8 protein-coding genes are annotated in these 17,411 nt (G+C 38.1%); 7 read left to right on the top strand and 1 reads right to left on the bottom strand.

Annotation, left to right across the window (positions count from 1 at the left end; genetic code table 11):
* Window positions 1-139: 139 nt before the first annotated feature.
* Together gltX and BCF58_RS00250 are read left to right on the top strand one after the other, a co-directional pair.
* The gene (gltX, locus tag BCF58_RS00255) at window positions 140-1,648 is read left to right on the top strand and encodes a glutamate--tRNA ligase (RefSeq protein WP_121459811.1); all 1,509 of its coding nucleotides are present in this window, start codon (window positions 140-142) and stop codon (window positions 1,646-1,648) included.
* A gap of 49 nt (window positions 1,649-1,697) precedes the next feature.
* Window positions 1,698-2,654, top strand: a complete 957-nt coding sequence (locus BCF58_RS00250; protein ID WP_121459810.1) for an acetyl-CoA carboxylase carboxyltransferase subunit alpha — start codon at window positions 1,698-1,700, stop codon at window positions 2,652-2,654.
* 57 nt (window positions 2,655-2,711) lie between these two features.
* On the opposite strand, the gene BCF58_RS00245 is transcribed toward BCF58_RS00250, so the two are convergent.
* Window positions 2,712-3,413 carry a DUF6759 domain-containing protein gene (locus BCF58_RS00245; RefSeq protein ID WP_121459809.1) on the bottom strand — a complete coding sequence of 234 codons (702 nt, stop codon included), beginning with the start codon at window positions 3,411-3,413 and terminating at the stop codon, window positions 2,712-2,714.
* A gap of 145 nt (window positions 3,414-3,558) precedes the next feature.
* Here BCF58_RS00245 and tsf point away from each other — a divergent pair, with 145 nt between their 5' ends.
* The 5 genes from tsf (at window position 3,559) to BCF58_RS00220 (ending at window position 17,347) form a co-directional block, all read left to right on the top strand.
* The gene (tsf, locus tag BCF58_RS00240) at window positions 3,559-4,386 is read left to right on the top strand and encodes a translation elongation factor Ts (RefSeq protein ID WP_121459808.1); all 828 of its coding nucleotides are present in this window, start codon (window positions 3,559-3,561) and stop codon (window positions 4,384-4,386) included.
* Between the two features lie 234 nt (window positions 4,387-4,620).
* Window positions 4,621-7,968 (top strand): T9SS type B sorting domain-containing protein, encoded by a 3,348-nt coding sequence (locus BCF58_RS00235; protein WP_121459807.1) that lies wholly within the window; start codon window positions 4,621-4,623, stop codon window positions 7,966-7,968.
* 78 nt (window positions 7,969-8,046) lie between these two features.
* Window positions 8,047-10,881, top strand: a complete 2,835-nt coding sequence (locus tag BCF58_RS00230; RefSeq protein ID WP_121459806.1) for a T9SS type B sorting domain-containing protein — start codon at window positions 8,047-8,049, stop codon at window positions 10,879-10,881.
* A 131-nt stretch (window positions 10,882-11,012) separates the two neighbouring features.
* Window positions 11,013-13,826 carry a T9SS type B sorting domain-containing protein gene (locus BCF58_RS00225; RefSeq protein WP_121459805.1) on the top strand — a complete coding sequence of 938 codons (2,814 nt, stop codon included), beginning with the start codon at window positions 11,013-11,015 and terminating at the stop codon, window positions 13,824-13,826.
* Window positions 13,827-13,939: 113 nt separating this feature from the next.
* Window positions 13,940-17,347: a T9SS type B sorting domain-containing protein gene (locus tag BCF58_RS00220; RefSeq protein WP_121459804.1), complete on the top strand. Its 3,408-nt coding sequence runs from the start codon at window positions 13,940-13,942 to the stop codon at window positions 17,345-17,347.
* Window positions 17,348-17,411 lie beyond the last annotated feature (64 nt).

Raw genomic sequence — 17,411 nt, 5'->3', positions numbered from 1 at the left:
CCTGTTTCCAACAGAGTGTGGGTTTGTTCTAATGGACACAAAAGTAAAGATTAAGATCAAAAAAGCCAATAATACGGTGCCAAAACATCATGAAAAACCTGATATTTTTAAGTAAATTTGCACCAAAATTTTATTTACAATGGAGAAAGTAAGAGTACGTTTTGCTCCAAGTCCTACGGGACCTTTACATTTGGGAGGCGTAAGAACCGCATTATATGATTATCTTTTTGCTAAAAACCAGGGTGGTGACTTTGTATTGAGAATTGAAGATACAGATACAGCAAGGTATGTGGAAGGAGCTGAAGAATATATCGAAGAAGCCTTGGAATGGTGCGGCATTATTCCAGATGAAAGCCCTACAAAAGGAGGAAAATATGCTCCTTACAGACAATCTGAAAGAAGAGACATCTATGACAGATATACAGAGCAGATCCTAAAAACGGATTATGCTTATCTTGCATTTGATACTCCTGAGGAACTGGATGCCATCCGTGCAGAATATGAAGCAAAAGGCGATGTTTTTTCTTATGATAATAAATCCAGAAACCGTTTAAGAAATAGTCTTGCCCTTTCTGAAGAAGAAGTTCAGAAGTTACTGGATGAAAAAACTCCGTATGTGGTAAGATTTAAAATGCCTGTTGACAGGACTTTAAACCTTGAAGACATCATTCGTGGAAAATTTTCCGTAAATACCAATACTTTAGATGATAAAGTTCTAGTTAAAAATGACGGAATGCCGACTTACCATTTTGCCAATATCATTGATGACCATGAAATGGAAATCTCCCACGTCATCCGTGGTGAAGAATGGCTGCCATCTTTAGGATTACATACATTATTATATGAAGCTATGGGCTGGGAAGCTCCACAGTTCGCTCATCTTTCTTTGATCCTGAAACCGGAAGGCAAAGGAAAATTAAGCAAAAGAGACGGAGACAAATTCGGATTCCCGGTATTCCCGTTAGATTTCAAAGATCCTGCAACAGGAATCGTTTCCAAAGGATACAGAGAAAACGGATATCTTCCGGAAGCTTTCATCAATATGGTTGCTCTATTGGGATGGTCTCCAGCAGATGATAAAGAAATTCTTTCCCTTGACGAAATGGCCAGAGAATTCGATCTTCATAAAGTTCATAAAGCCGGCGCAAGATTTAGTAAAGAGAAATCAGAATGGTTCAACCATCAGTATATTCAGATGAAATCGGATGAAGAATTGCTTCAGATTCTGAAAAATTCAGATCTTGACTTATCTAACGCTTCCGATGAAAAGCTTTTAAGAGTCATTCATTTAATGAAAGAAAGAGCTACTTTCCCGAAAGATATTTACGAAAACGGGAAATTTTTCTTTGAAGCTCCAACATCTTATGATGAAAAAGCAGCTAAAAAAGCATGGAGTGAAGAAACCGCTGCAATTTTAGGTGAACTTGCATCCACATTGGAAACAGCAGATTTCCAGGCAGAAGCATTGAAGCAAACGGTTCATGATTTTGCAGAGAATAAAGGATTAGGAATGGGTAAAGTAATGATGCCTCTCCGTTTATCCTTAGTGGGTGAGCTTAAAGGACCGGATGTTCCGGATATTCTGGAAATCATTGGAAAAGAAGAAAGTATAGTGAGAATACATAATGCTATAAATAATTTTAAATAAGTTTTCATTAATTTTTCATAAATTTGAAAGATTTAATTTACTTCAAGAAATGGAATATTTAAGTTTCGAACTTCCTATCAAAGAATTAATGGATCAATACCAGACATGTTCTTTAGTAGGAGAAGAAAGTGGTGTTGATGTAAAATTAGCATGCAGCCAGATAGAGGATAAGATTGTAGAAAAGAAAAAAGAGATCTATGGAAATCTTACCCCTTGGCAAAGAGTACAATTATCTCGTCATCCAGACCGTCCTTATACGTTGGACTACATCAACGGAATGGTAGATAAAGGCAGCTTCCTGGAACTTCACGGAGACAGAAATTTTGCTGATGACCCGGCAATGATCGGTGGTTTAGCCACTCTTGACGGTCAGAAAGTAATGATTATAGGAACTCAAAAAGGGAGAACAACCAAAGAAAGACAGCACAGAAGATTCGGAATGCCGAATCCTGAAGGATACAGAAAAGCTTTAAGATTAATGAAGCTTGCTGAAAAATTCAATATTCCCGTGATCACTTTGGTAGATACACCGGGAGCTTATCCGGGATTAGAGGCTGAAGAAAGAGGACAGGGAGAAGCTATTGCAAGAAACATTTTCGAAATGGTTCAGCTTAAAACTCCGATCTTTACTTACATCATTGGTGAAGGAGCAAGTGGTGGGGCTTTAGGAATTGGTGTAGGAAATAAAGTATATATGTTAGAAAATACATGGTATACGGTAATTGCACCGGAAAGTTGCTCATCCATCCTATGGAGAAACTGGGATCATAAAGAAGATGCTGCCAATGCATTGAACCTGACTCCGAAAGATGCTTTAAGAGAAAAATTCATTGACGGTATTATTGAAGAACCGCTTGGTGGTGCTCATTACGATCCGGAAACCACCTATCTTAATCTTAAAAATTCAATCTTACAGAACATCAAGGCCTTCTCTAAATTTACGGGACAGGAACTTGAAACCCAAAGACAGGATAAATTTATTGCGATGGGGCAGTTTAAAGGATAAAATAAAAAAACGGTTAAGAAAATTCTTTACCGTTTTTTTATTGCTCTTATTTTGTATTTAATCTTCACTTACATTCAGTTCAATTTCAATATCCTTATTGATTTTCTTGAGTGAAGAATATTTGGCATCGCAAACCATTGTCGTCAAAATATACTCTCCTTTATCTATCAGAATAAAGTTCTGCCCTTTGGCCGGAACATCCAGGTTGTAATATTTTTTACCGCTTATTTTAACAATCAGGTTACATTTTGATCTGTTTTTGATGTTAATATAAGCTTCTTTATCCATCGGGTCATTATTAAAGATGTGCGTCAGCATGGCAGCCGTTTTTTTATTTTTCTCGCTTGGCTCTGATTTTTTGCTTGCAGTCCCTACACTTGCATAATTTACCGTTCTTTCAGGAGTCGTACTTTTTGTATTGGAAGCTAACGTTTTAGAATTATTCAATTCATTATTATTAACCATTCTTTCCACTTCTTTCTTGCTCATTGGTGTAATGGTCGGTTTTGCTTCCGGAGAATTATCCGCCATGATGATTTCCATGAGTCTTCTCTTAAAATAGTCGGTTTTAGGGTGATTCGGATTTTGTTTCAAAAATCCTGCAATCACTCTTGCTTCCTTACTACTTTCCGCATCCGTTTCCGTGTAGATGATCATCGTTTCTTTTTCTACAACGGCTTTAGACTTGGCTTTTTTCTTTTTTTGAGAAAAACCAAGGCTAAAGATGCATAAAAATATAAGAAGAAATATTTTTTTCATTAACTAAACATTAAAAAATTTATTAAACAACTAAATAACGTAAAAAGTCATTTTTTAGTTTATCATTAAAATCATTATCTTTGCACTGCTCAAAAATAAACTAAAAATCAATACTAAGTTTTAAATAAAAAAAATAATAAATATTATGTCTTATACACCAGTGGCTGCAGACGTAGCAAAATTAAGAAACACAACAGGTGCAGGTATGATGGACTGCAAAAAAGCTTTGGTTGAAGCTGAAGGAGATTTCGAAAAAGCAATCGAGATCCTTAGAAAAAAAGGACAAAAAGTTGCTGCGAACAGAGCCGACAGAGAATCTACTGAAGGTGCAGTTATCGCTAGAGTAAACGAAGATAACACATTGGGAGCTATTATCTCTTTAAATTGTGAGACTGACTTCGTTGCTAAAAATGAAGCTTTCATCGAGTTGGCTTACGAATTAGCTGAAATGGCTATCTTTGCTGCTTCAAAAGAAGAGCTTTTAGCTACTGATTTCCACGGAATTACTGTTGCTGAGAAATTAGTTGAGCAAACAGGAGTTATCGGTGAGAAAATCGAGATCGGTGCTTTCGAAAGAATCGAAGGACCATTCTTAGGAGCTTACATCCACGCTGGAAACAAAATTGCTGCAATCACTGCTCTTTCCGGAAAAGTAGACGGTGCTGATGAAGCTGCTAAAGCTGTTTCTATGCAGGTTGCTGCAATGAACCCAATTGCTCTTGACGAAACTGCTGTTTCTCAGGAAACGATTGACAAAGAATTAGAGATCGAAAGAGAACTTTTGACTAAAGAAGGAAAACCTGCCAACATCATCGAGAACATCTTGAAAGGTAAAATGCAGAAATTCTACAAAGAGAACACTTTGGTACACCAGGCTTTCATTAAAGACGGAAACCAATCTGTTGCTGACTATGTAAAATCTGTAAACGGAGATCTTAAAGTTACAGGATTTATCAGAGTAAGCTTAGCTTAATCAAATAATTTTCAAATATATAATCCCGGTGAAAAATTTCACCGGGATTTTTTTGCGTGGAAAAAATCATTCATCTCTGCATCTGACTCCGTACATATCAGGATTTCTGAATATGAATTGTATGTGAATATATTTTAGGAATGTCACAATGTAAGCATTCCATAATTATCTTATAATTTTTAATATAAAAGTTTGATTATTAATGCTTAAATTTGCTCCCCTTTATAAGAACGCATGAAAAAAATTCTATCGATTGTTTTTACAGTTTTTTGTTTATTTGTCAATGCTCAGTTAGATACAGACCACTGGTTTGCGCCTATGGCTGCAAGATCCGGAATTAACGGACTTGAAAGCAACCTGTATCTATCTACTAATGAAACGACACCCTTTTCGGTGCAGATTTATAACAACAACACTTTATTCACTACGGTACAGGTCGCTAAAGGAAGTCCAGCGCAGGTAAGTATTCCCAGTAATTTCATGTTGGCAACTCTTCAGTCTGATCTGTTTACGCCTAACACTATGGGAATATATGTGAAAGGTCCGAAAAAGTTTTTTGCCAATTACAGATTTTCAGTCACCAACCATGCTGAAATCATCACATCCAAAGGATTAGCCGGACTTGGAACTACTTTTTATGCGGCAATGGCTCCCATTACAGGAACGGCATATTATGTGAATTCAATGATAGGAATTACGGCTACGGAAGATAATACCACAGTTGTTGTTTCAGATTATAATCCGAATGTTATTTTCTCGGACGGAACCTCCTCTCCTGCCAAAACATTTACTCTGAATAAAGGGCAATCCTACATCATAGATGCGGTAAGTACAGATAGCTTTAATAATCTGGACGGATTAGTAGGAGCTAAAATCGTAGCTACAAAACCTATTTCTGTAACCAACGGAAATTTCAATGGAATTTATACCAATCTGAACCTTACCAATAACGATATCCTGATGGATCAGGCTGTTCCTGTAGAAAGATTAGGAAAAGATTTTGTAGTGGTGAAAGGAAAAGGATCTGTTTCCTCCGAAATGGAAAGAGCGCTCATTATTGCTACGGAAGACAACACTCCTGTTACCATTAATGGGGTAGCTACAGGAACTACTCTCAATGCAGGAAAATATTATATGGTGCCGAGTTCCAGCTATATCGACCAGGGAAACGGACATTACAATATGAGTATTTCCTCGACCAAAAACATCTATGTATATCAATTATTAGCCGGAGTTTCCGGTGGAAATGAATATCCGGCAGGTGGCTTTAATTTTATTCCGCCTCTGAGTTGTTTCATGCCTAATAAAATAGATGAAATCGGATTTATTAATACGGTTGGATCTCAGACATTCAATACAAAATTGAATATCATTACCCAAACCGGAGCAATAGTCACATTAAACGGAACTCCTATTTCGGCATCCGACGGACCTTATCCTGTAACGGGAAATCCGAACTGGGTAAGCTACTCTGTTGCGAACGTTTCCGGAAACATTACGGTAAACTCTACCAAATCTGTTACAGCAGGAATTGCGGCAGGAAGCGGTGCGGTGGGTTACGGAGGCTATTTTGCCGGATTTTCTTCCGTTCCCGCTATTTCCAAAACAGGAGATTGCTACACCGGGGTTTTGCTTCAGGTGGATAACACCTATGATGCTTATCAATGGTATTTGAATGGCAATCCTATTCCGGGAGCGACCTCATATTCTATCAATCCGGAATTATATGGTGCAGGAGCTTATACCTGCTTAATCACCAAAAACAATTGTGAATCAAAGCTTACCAATCCTTATAACTATACAGTATGTCCGCCTATTACAACAACGACATTTAATATCGGTTCTTGTAATACGAAAGTAATTTCACCGGTTTTTACGGCATCAACACAATCAATTATTCCTTCTAATACGAGTATCATTGCACCGCCTGCATCAGGGACTGCAACAGTAAATCCAACGACGGGACAAATCACCTACACTCCTAATCCGGGCCTTACTACAGATACTACAGATTCATTTGTATATTATATTGAAGGAAATGGTAATCCCGCTGATTTTGAATATTTTAAAATCATTATCAACATTGATGTTTTACAAGTAAGTAATGCTTCTCTAACATCTTGTACAGATGCCAATGGTAATGGAACTTTTAACCTGACAAGTGCAAATATGACTCCGGACACAGGAACTACTGTTACGTATTTTACCAACTCTAATTTATCCGGACAGATTGCTAACCCGGCCGCTTATAATGGTCCGGCAGGAACAGTATATGCCAATGTAACTTCAGCTTTCGGGTGTTCTAAAACAGCTCAGATAACATTGACGACTAACCCTGCTCCTAACATCAATATCAATAACTTTAACGCCAATCTTTGTGACGATAATTTTGATGGGATCATTAATGTTAACTTTGCTGCGATTACCCCTCAAATTGTAAATAATTCTGCAAATTTCAATGTAAGATACTACCTCGTTCTGGCAGATGCCAATACCGGAAATAATAATACACTTCCTGCGAACTGGACCTATACCGCAAATACAACGGTTTATGTAAGAGTAGATCCGGCTGTTCCCAATGAATGCCCTACCGTTTTCGGACAGATCAACTTTAAAATTGGGAACAAGATTACTTTACTGAGCACTAATGTAAGCGTAAATGTATGTGATAATGATATTAGCGGTTCTGAAAGTATTAATCTTAATGATTACAAAGGGCTTTTCACAACTGACCCTAATGTAACATTGACTTTTTACACGACATTGGCCAATGCACAGACAGCAACCAATGCAATTCCTGCCACCCAACTTTTACAAACAACAAATACTTATTATGTGAGATTTGTGAGTCCTACAGAGTGTCCCAATACCGGAGTTTTAACTTTAACCTTAAAATCTCCAAAAAAATCTGATGTTCTGCATGATCAGGTAATTTGTCCCGGAGAAAACGTGACTCTTGATCCTGGTGCAGGATTTACTTCCTATTTGTGGAGTACGGGAGCAACAACACCAACCATATCAGTGGGAGCAGGAAATTATTATATAGACTTAGGATTCAACGGCTGTGTATATCGCCAATACGTAAATGTAACTGTAGCTCAAAGTCCTACCATCACAAGTATCGAAACCTCTGGTTCCAATATTACCGTTCATGTTTCAGGAGGCACACCTCCTTATAAATATTCTTTAAACGGAATTGACTATCAATCTTCTAACGTATTTATAGGACTACCAAGAGGAATCCATAAAATATATGTATTAGGAGCGGACGGCTGTATGCCCGTTACCAAAGAATTCCTGATTTTAAACCTTATCAATGCTATTACGCCTAATGGTGACGGCATTAACGATGTTCTCAATTACTCCGATTTAAGGATTAAACAGAATGTGAGTATAGAAGTTGTTGACCGATACGGTGCTCCGGTTTACAGGTCATCTGATAAAATCTATACATGGGATGGAAAATCAGGAGGCAGAAATCTACCTACAGGAACTTACTGGTATCTCTTGAAGTGGACGGAGCCCGACACAAAATTAACAGTTTCATATTCCGGTTGGCTTTTAATTAAGAATAGAGAATGATTTTTTAATTTTCTTTAGATTTTATTAAGAATATTTCAAATTTTATTTTAATTTTGTAGAAATCCTAACTCCATATTTATGAAAAGATTTCTACTTAGTTTAGTATTAGTTTTTTTGACAATTAATACGCTCTTTGCTCAGAGGGATACAGAACACTGGATTGCACCGTACTATACGTCTGCTGGTTCGTATACGAATACCATCTATCTGTCTACAGATTCTACTGTCCCGTTTGAGGTAAAGATTTATACCAATAACACTCAGATTATAACCCCTGCACCGATTATCATCAGTAAGGGAAACCCACAAACCTATACCGTTGTTCCTACTGATATTGCAGGGACTACTACAGCAGATGCATTTCAGGTAATCGGCAAGGGTTTATACCTTAAAGCAGACAAGCCTTTTTACTGTAGCTTAAGAATGGCTAACGGTTCTCATGGCGAAGTTGTTACCAGTAAAGGAAAAGCTGGTATTGGTAAAACATTTCATGTTGCATCAAGCCCTAACTCTGCAGGTACCGGTTATAATTTTACCGCAGGGCTTCTGGCAACAGAAGATAACACCACCGTAACAGTATCGTGGACAACTCCGGGATTAGTATTCGTTGGAGGAACCCCGACAGGAAACACTCATACCTTTGTATTAAATAAAGGTAAATCGTTTCTTTTTACGGGAACTACAGCCACAGCAGCTAATGCCACAGGATTTATCGGAGCCAAAGTAGTTTCTGATAAACCTATAACTCTTACGAATGGAAGCGTCAACGGTAACTTTGGAGCTGGAGGTTCATCAGGATCGGATGCCATTCTGGATCAGGCGGTACCTGTTGACAGGCTTGGAAATACTTTCGCCATAGTAAAAACAAAATCAACCGATCCAAGCGAGAACATGGAAGGAGGTCTTATTGTCGCTACCGAAGACAATACTCAGATCTTTGTGAATGGTTCTACAACACCTTTAGCTACAATTAATGCCGGACAATGGTACAGAATCAATGAAACCAACTATGTTGAACAGATAGCGGGAAGCGGCCATTTCAACATGTTTATTTCTACTTCGAAGAATGTATACTTATACCAACTTGTTGGAGTAGGTACGGAAAATAACACAGGGGGATTCAATTATATTCCACCATTGAACTGTTTCCTACCTAGAAAAATTGATGAAATCGGTAAGATCAATGAAATGCCTGGTTCTACCGGTGCTATTAATTTAAAATTAAACATCGTTACCGAGACAGGAGCTACCGTTTTAGTAAATGGTATAGCTCCAACTGCCGCACAGGGGCCTTATTCACTAACAGGTAATACCCAATGGCAAACTTATGAAATTCCAATACCCTCTGCACCAATAGCAAACCTAACCATTACTTCTACAAAAGCTGTAACAGCCGGTATTAACGGTGGATATAGTACAGCAGGATATGGAGGGTACTTTGCAGGTTTCTCTTCGATCCCTGTAATTGCGAAAAAAACCGGAGAATGTGTTCCCGGAATCACATTGGAAGTAGATGATGGTTATGAAACATATCAATGGCAATTAAACGGAGCGGCTATCCCTGGCGCCACTTCTCCTACATATACTCCTACACAGGCAGGTAACTATACCGTGAAGGTAACAATGGGAACATGTCAGGCAGCAGTAACTCCTATTTATAAAGTATACACTTGTTTGAAGAAGACAACAACTGCATTAAACATTTGTTCTACTAAAGTTATCACCCCTGCATTCTCATCTTCTACGCAAACTCCAGTAGCAAGTACAGTAACGATAATTACAGCACCAACACACGGTACTGCAACTCTTAATCCTGTTACAGGTACTATTACCTATGTTCCTAATACCAATTATTTAGGTTCTGACCAGATTGTTTATCAATTCTGTGGTAATGCCGCTGAGTTTATTGATTGCGAGCAGGTTACTTTAAATCTGACTGTGGTTCCTTTTGTGGTAAAAGATGCAGTATTAAAGGCATGTCAGTACGATAATGATCCTGCAGCTTTATTTGACCTTACAACAGCCAATATTGTTGATCCGGTACCGGGTGTAACATTTATTAAAAAGTACTACCCTAGTATGATTGACCTGAACGCAGGAAGCAATCAGATTATGGATCCGGCGCACTATGCTTCAGCAGGTGGCTTCGTATATGTAAGAGTAACAACAAGTGAAGGATGTTCTGCCATTGCAAAAATTGAATTGATCGCGCTTCCTATCAAAAAGTCGCCTCTTCTTGTTGACCAGTACATCTGTATTGATGACAGAACAACTCTGAATGCAGGACCTGGCTATAACTCATACGAATGGAATACAGGTGCTACAACATCTTCCATACAGGGAGTTGGAGTTGGAGAATACTGGGTTATTCTTGAAAACAACGGATGTTCTATCAAGCAATTTGTACATGTAAGAAAATCTCAAGATCCTGTAATCACAGAAATCCAGATTTCCAACAATACGGCAACTGTAATTGTAAGCGGAGGTAAAGCACCTTACAAATATGCTGTAGACGGAACAGCGAACTGGCAGGATTCCAATGTGTTTACTAACCTTTCAAGAGGTCAGCATACATTCTATGTGAAAGATGCTTATGACTGTACTCCTATTTCGGTTGAAATCACGGTGCCAAACCTTCTTAATGCAATCACTCCGAATGGAGATAATGTAAATGATTATATCGATTACAGTGAGCTATCTTACAAAGTTGATCTTAGCTTTATGATCTATGACAGATATGGAAACCTGATATTCGTAGGTGATAAGTTTAATAACTATAAGTGGGATGGAAGACATTCCAACAAAAAAGTTCAAACCGGAACTTATTGGTACCATATTAATTGGACTGAACCTAATAAGGAAAAGACCCCAATCAAATATACAGGTTGGATCTTGGTAAAGAACAGAGAATAATTTTTTAAAAAAATATTACAAACCACGATAATAAAAATCGTGGTTTTTTGTTTTATTAATACTTTATAGTGTTTTTTTGAAAATTATATTAAATATTCTAGTATTTTTGCATAAATCCTAATTCTTTGTATATGAAAAAATTTCTACTCTCTTTTGTATTAATTTTAGTAACATGCAGTACATTATTTGCCCAAAGAGATACAGATCATTGGTTTGCACCCTATTATGCATCTACCTCAGGCTATAATCATGCATTGTATTTTTCAACAGATTCTACCACACCTTTTGAGGTGAAAATTTACAGCAATAATACTCAAATTGGAGCTGTAACCATTAGTAAAGGAGCTCCACAATCTTTCACGCTGGGAGGAGCCTTTATTCAGACTACTGCCGCTTCAAGTGCTGCCATTCCTGCCAATATCGGAGTTTACACTAAAGGGGATAAACCTTATTTCTGTAGCTTGAGGATCGCACAAAGTGCACACGGTGAAATTGTAACAAGTAAAGGAAAAGCAGGTATCGGAACAAAGTTCTATGCGGCTGCCACTCCTTTGATGTATAGCTCAACTGCCAATAATTTCACTACCGGAATCATGGCAACGGAAGACAATACCACTGTTACTGTTTCAGGGTATGATCCGAATGTACAGTTCATTAATGTATCTACTCCCACTCCATTAACTCTTACAGTGACCTTAAATAAAGGACAATCCTATATTTTGGCGGGTTTAGCAAACATTGTTGCCAACCAAACAGGTTTTATAGGAGCTAAAATCGAATCTAACAAGCCTATTTCCGTTACCAATGGTAATGCCAATGGATTCTATGCGACGGGTAGTAACGACGGTTCCGACCTTATTATGGACCAATCTGTTCCAACCGACCGTCTTGGAAATGAATTTGCCATGGTAAAAAGTATTTCCACCAGTACGGGTAATATGGAAGGTGGAATTATTGTTGCCACTGACAACAATACTGAAATTTATATTAACAACGGTACAACTCCGGTGGCCACCATTAATGAAGGAGATTATTATCGAATTTTAGCAAATGCCTATGCGACACAGGCAGGTGGACATTCCAACATGTATATCCGTACTACTAAAAATGTATACCTATATCAATTAATTGGTTCCGGATCTGCCAATAATACGGGAGGTTATAACTATATACCGCCGTTGAACTGTTTCTTACCTAGAAAAATCGACGAGATTGGCAAGATCAATGAGATGCCAACTATTACATCAGCTATCACGTTAAAACTTAACATCTTAACGGAAGCTGGTGCTGCTGTAACCGTGAATGGTGTAACTCCTACAGCTGCACAGGGACCTTTCCCGCTTACCGGAAATAACCAATGGGTTACCTATGCAATTCAGGGAATCACCGGAAACGTTGCAGTTACTTCCACTAAGGCTGTAACAGCAGGTATTAACGGAGGATATAGTACAGCCGGATATGGGGGGTACTTTGCCGGATTCTCTTCTATTCCGTTAATTTCGAAGCAAACAGGAGATTGTATCCCTGGAATTGTACTAGAAGTTGATGATAGTTATGATACTTATCAGTGGTTTTTAAATGGGAATCCTATTCCGGGAGCAACAAGCAACTCTTACACCCCTACACAGGCGGGTAATTATACCGCAAGAATTACAGTAGGAAGCTGCCCTCCTGCAATAACGCCTGTATATAAGGTATTCACGTGTTTATTTGAAAGTACAAGTACACTTACGGTATGTGAAGGTTATCAGACAATTGTTCCTGAGTTCAGTAATTCTACCCAGACATATGTACCGGGAACTGTAACAATTGTAACGCCTCCAACTAATGGCACGGCAACATTGGATCCGGTTACGGGTGCAATCAACTATACTCCGAACTTTGGATATTTCGGGCCTGACTCTATTGTCTATAAGTTTTGTGGTAACGCGCCAGAATTTGTGGATTGTGAACAGATTACATTAAATTTAACGGTTTCCAAAAGCCCGGTTGTCAATAACGCCAATATAAGATCTTGTTTCATTGAATCTAATCCTGCAACGGCATTATTTAATCTTACGGTAGCTACAGTAACTTCAGAAACAGGGGTTACCAAAGAATACTATCCGTCTCCTACAGATGCTGTAAACGGAACAAACCAGATTACAAACCCGAACAACTATATTGCTCCTACCGGTGTTGCTTATGTAAAAGTGATCAACGCAAACGGATGTTATAAAATCGCAGAAATAACGCTTACAGTTTTACCTCCGGTAAAATCTACTGTGTTAGAAGATAAAATTATCTGTATTGAAGATAAAACAACTTTAGATGCAGGTCCCGGATTTGTATCTTACCTATGGAGTACCGGAGCAACTACACAATCTATCAACAATGTGGGAGTCGGGACCTACTGGGTTAAATTAAAAACAGGAGAATGTTTCACTACCCAGACGGTAAAAGTTTACCCGGCTGAACAACCTGTAATTTCAAATATTGATATCTCGAATACAACTGTAACTGTAACAGTAGTTGGAGGAACTGCTCCTTATAAATATTCAATTGATAATATTAACTGGCAGGACTCTAATGTATTCACAGATGTTGCAAGAGGTGATGTTACGGTATATGTAAAAGACGCTTACGATTGTGAACCCATTGATATTGCCATTACAATTCCTAACCTGATTAACGTAATTACTCCAAACGAAGATGGTATTAATGATTTTGTTGATTATTCTGCATTAGCAACTAAAAATAATTTAGTCTTCAACATCTTCGACAGATATGGAAGTAAAATCTATCAGGCTGATAAATCTAATGGCTATAAGTGGAATGGTACCAGCAATGGAACCAAGAGATTATCTACCGGAAACTATTGGTTTGAAATCGGATGGAATGAGCCGAACAGCAAACAAACGCCAATAAAATATACCGGCTGGATTTTGGTGAAAAACAGAGAATAATACGCTTTATCATATTTAAAGAAAACCACGATTTTAAAATCGTGGTTTTTTTATTATTTTTTCAAGCAATTAATACTTTTTATTATTAAATTTGTGATAAAAGCCAGCCCTAAATGAAGAAAATTCTATCTTTTTTATTTATATTTTACATCTTCACCTCCACTTTTGCACAGCTGGACCGTGAGCACTGGTTTGCCCCGATGATGGACAGAACTAATAATCCAAATCCATATCAGAATCTTTATTTATCTACTAACAGAACAACTCCCTTTCCCGTAAACATTTATAATAACAATATCCTGATTGGTACCGTAATCATCAGTAAGAATAATCCTCAGAAATTTGATGTATTAAGGAACTATATCATCACTACCCAACAAACAGATTTATTTACTCCTACCACTAAAGGACTCTACCTGAAAGCAGAATTTCCTTTTTATGCTAACTTAAGGTTCTCGGTATTTAATCACGCAGAAATTATTACCTCGAAAGGTATTCCTTCTACAGGAAAAAACTTTTATGCAGCCCATGCTCCCATTACAGCCAACAATGGCATACTCAATTTCATGACGAGTATTTTAGCTACAGAAGACAATACAACAGTAACCGTCTCAGGCTATAAACCGACTGTTCAGTTTTCCAACGGAACAACAGGAGCAACCAATCCAACAATAACTTTTACTTTAAATAAAGGCCAGTCATACATCATCGAAGGAGTTGGAAACATCACAGGTAATTTTGATGGTTTTATTGGAGCAAAAATCACGGCGAACAAAGCAGTCAATATCACCAATGGAAATTTTAATGGTCAATATGCAGGAAACTTTGTTACAAGTTCAGATATTCTGATGGACCAGGCTGTTCCTGTTGAAAGATTAGGAACTGAATTCGCCTTAGTAAAAGGAAATGGTAATATCGGATCCAATATGGAAGGAGCATTGATTATTGCCACAGAAGATAATACACAGGTTTTTGTAAATAATGAAATTCCTCCCATCGCCACTTTAAATACAGGACAATATTTTGTAGTTCCCGATACTAAATTTCTTTTACAGGGAACCACAGGACATTATAACCTGTATATGAAAACCTCTAAAAATGCGTATGTTTACCAAATACTTGCAGGGGCTGCAACCACCGGAAATGAGGTAGCAACAGGTGGCTTCAATTTTATACCTGCTCTGAACTGTTATTTGCCCAAACAAATCAATGAGCTCGGTTTTATTGATGAAAACTTTGTCCACTCCAACAACAACCCTTCGGGAATCCTGAATATTCCGACAAAATTAAACCTTATTACTGAAAAGGGAGCTATTGTTACAGTAAACGGAGGAGTACCTCCGGCTACTACCGGACCTTTTAATATGACAGGAACCAATAACTGGGTAACCTATGGAATTCCGAACGTATCAGGAACAATTACCGTAGTTTCAAGTAAAGCCATTATGGCGGGAATCAACGCAGGAAGTGATGCCGTGGGATACGGAGGATTCTTCGCAGGATTTCCCACACAGCCAGTTATCCTGAAATCAGGAGGAGACTGTATTCCGGGAATTATACTCACAGTAGACCCTATCATTTATGATACATATCAATGGTACGTAAATGGGAACCTAATTCCTGGAGCTACCGGAGCATCTTATACTCCTACCCAATCCGGTTATTATACATGTTCAGTAACCATGGGAAGCTGTGCCCCTTTACTAACAGAACAGTTTAAAGTTTTAAATTGCACAAAACAAAGTACGGCTTCTTACAACGTATGTACCTCACAGACAATTACTCCCGTCTTTAGCAGTTCCACACAGACCCCTGTTGCCTCAACCGTTGCCGTGACAACACAACCTACCTTAGGAACAGCTGTTGTAAATCCGGCTACCGGAGTAATCACCTATACCGTTACCAATCCGGGAACTTCCGGAACAGATACCTTTGTTTATTCATTCTGTGGAAATAATCCCGATTTTCCTGACTGTGAAATAGTAACAGTAACCATTAACATTCAGTCCATTCCGGTTCAAAATGTCACACTCAACGCCTGTAATATAAATGGACAGGGAACGTTTAATCTTACCACAGCAAATGTTACTACCAGTTCACCTGTTACGATTACCTACTATCCTACTCTGGCAGACGCCCAAACTGAAAATCCCGGTGCATTAATCACTACTCCTACAACATATACAGCTCCGAATGGCACCATTGTTTATGCAGTAGTAAAAAATGCTCTCGGTTGTAAAAGTATTGCCCAGATTACTCTCAATCTATACAATCTGGCAATTGTAGTAGATAATTATAATGGTGTTTTCTGTGATGATAACCTGGATGGTGTAGTTAATATTATTTTATCAAACATCACTCCTATCGTTCTTAATAATCCAACTTATTTTACCAATGTAAGGTATTATGCAAGTTTGACGGATGCAAATGCAGGAAATGCAAATACACTTCCTAATAACTGGAGTTATACCGCTCCTACTACTATTTACATTAGAGTGGATTCTCCTGACGGATGTGCTACAGTAATTAAGCCTTTAAACTTCAGCATTGGCGCCAAAATTCCCCTGATTACAAGTTCTGTGGTACAAAGTATTTGTGATAATGATCTTGACGGGATTTTGCTGGTGGATTTACTTCAGTTCATGAATCTGTTTACAGCAGATCCTAACGTAACATTTAGTTTCCATGCCAGTTTAGCCGATGCCCAGAATGATATAAATCCTTTAACGAGCCCTTTAAGTATCAATACAGCCCAAACGATTTATGTAAGATTTGAAAAACCAGGAGTCTGCCCGGAAGTAGGCACACTTCGTATCAATATCAAAACACCTAAAAAATCGGATATTCTTACGGACAAAGTTATCTGTGCCAAGATGACCACTACTTTAGATGCAGGACCGGGTTTCCAAAGCTATTTATGGAGTACAGGAGCAACCACTCCTTCCATCACGAATGTAGGTATTGGAAATTATTGGGTAGACCTTACCTTCAACGGTTGTGTATACAGACAACATGTAAGTGTTTCCGAATCCCCACTCCCGGCGATCACCTCTATTGAAATCAATGGTTCTACCGTTACCATCGGAGCAAGCGGTGGGAATCCTCCATATGAATATTCTATAGACGGAGTAACATGGCAAAGCTCAGCTGTATTTTATAATGTACCGAGAGGAAGCTACATCGCGTATGTAAGAGACTCTAAAAATTGCGCCGTCATTGAAAAACCATTCGTCCTTATTAACCTGATCAACACGATTACCCCTAATGATGACGGGCATAATGACGATATCGATTATTCGGCTCTCATGGATAACAATAATCTTGAGTTTAGAATATTTGACAGATATGGAGCGGAAATTTTCAGAGGAACGCCATCCAATAGATATACGTGGGACGGAAGAGTTGGCGGAAGGCATGTATATACTGCAACCTACTGGTATTTTATAAGCTGGACTGAATTCGGGACTAATACTTCCATAAAATATACCAGCTGGCTATTAGTAAAAAACAGAAATAATTAGAGTTCGGGTAGCCGATGAATGAAATTATAACATTCCTTAACAATTCCGGAAAAAGTTTAATATA

Source organism: Chryseobacterium defluvii (assembly GCF_003634775.1).
Lineage (GTDB): Bacteria > Bacteroidota > Bacteroidia > Flavobacteriales > Weeksellaceae > Chryseobacterium > Chryseobacterium defluvii.
This window is presented reverse-complemented; position numbering and strand designations above follow the sequence as displayed.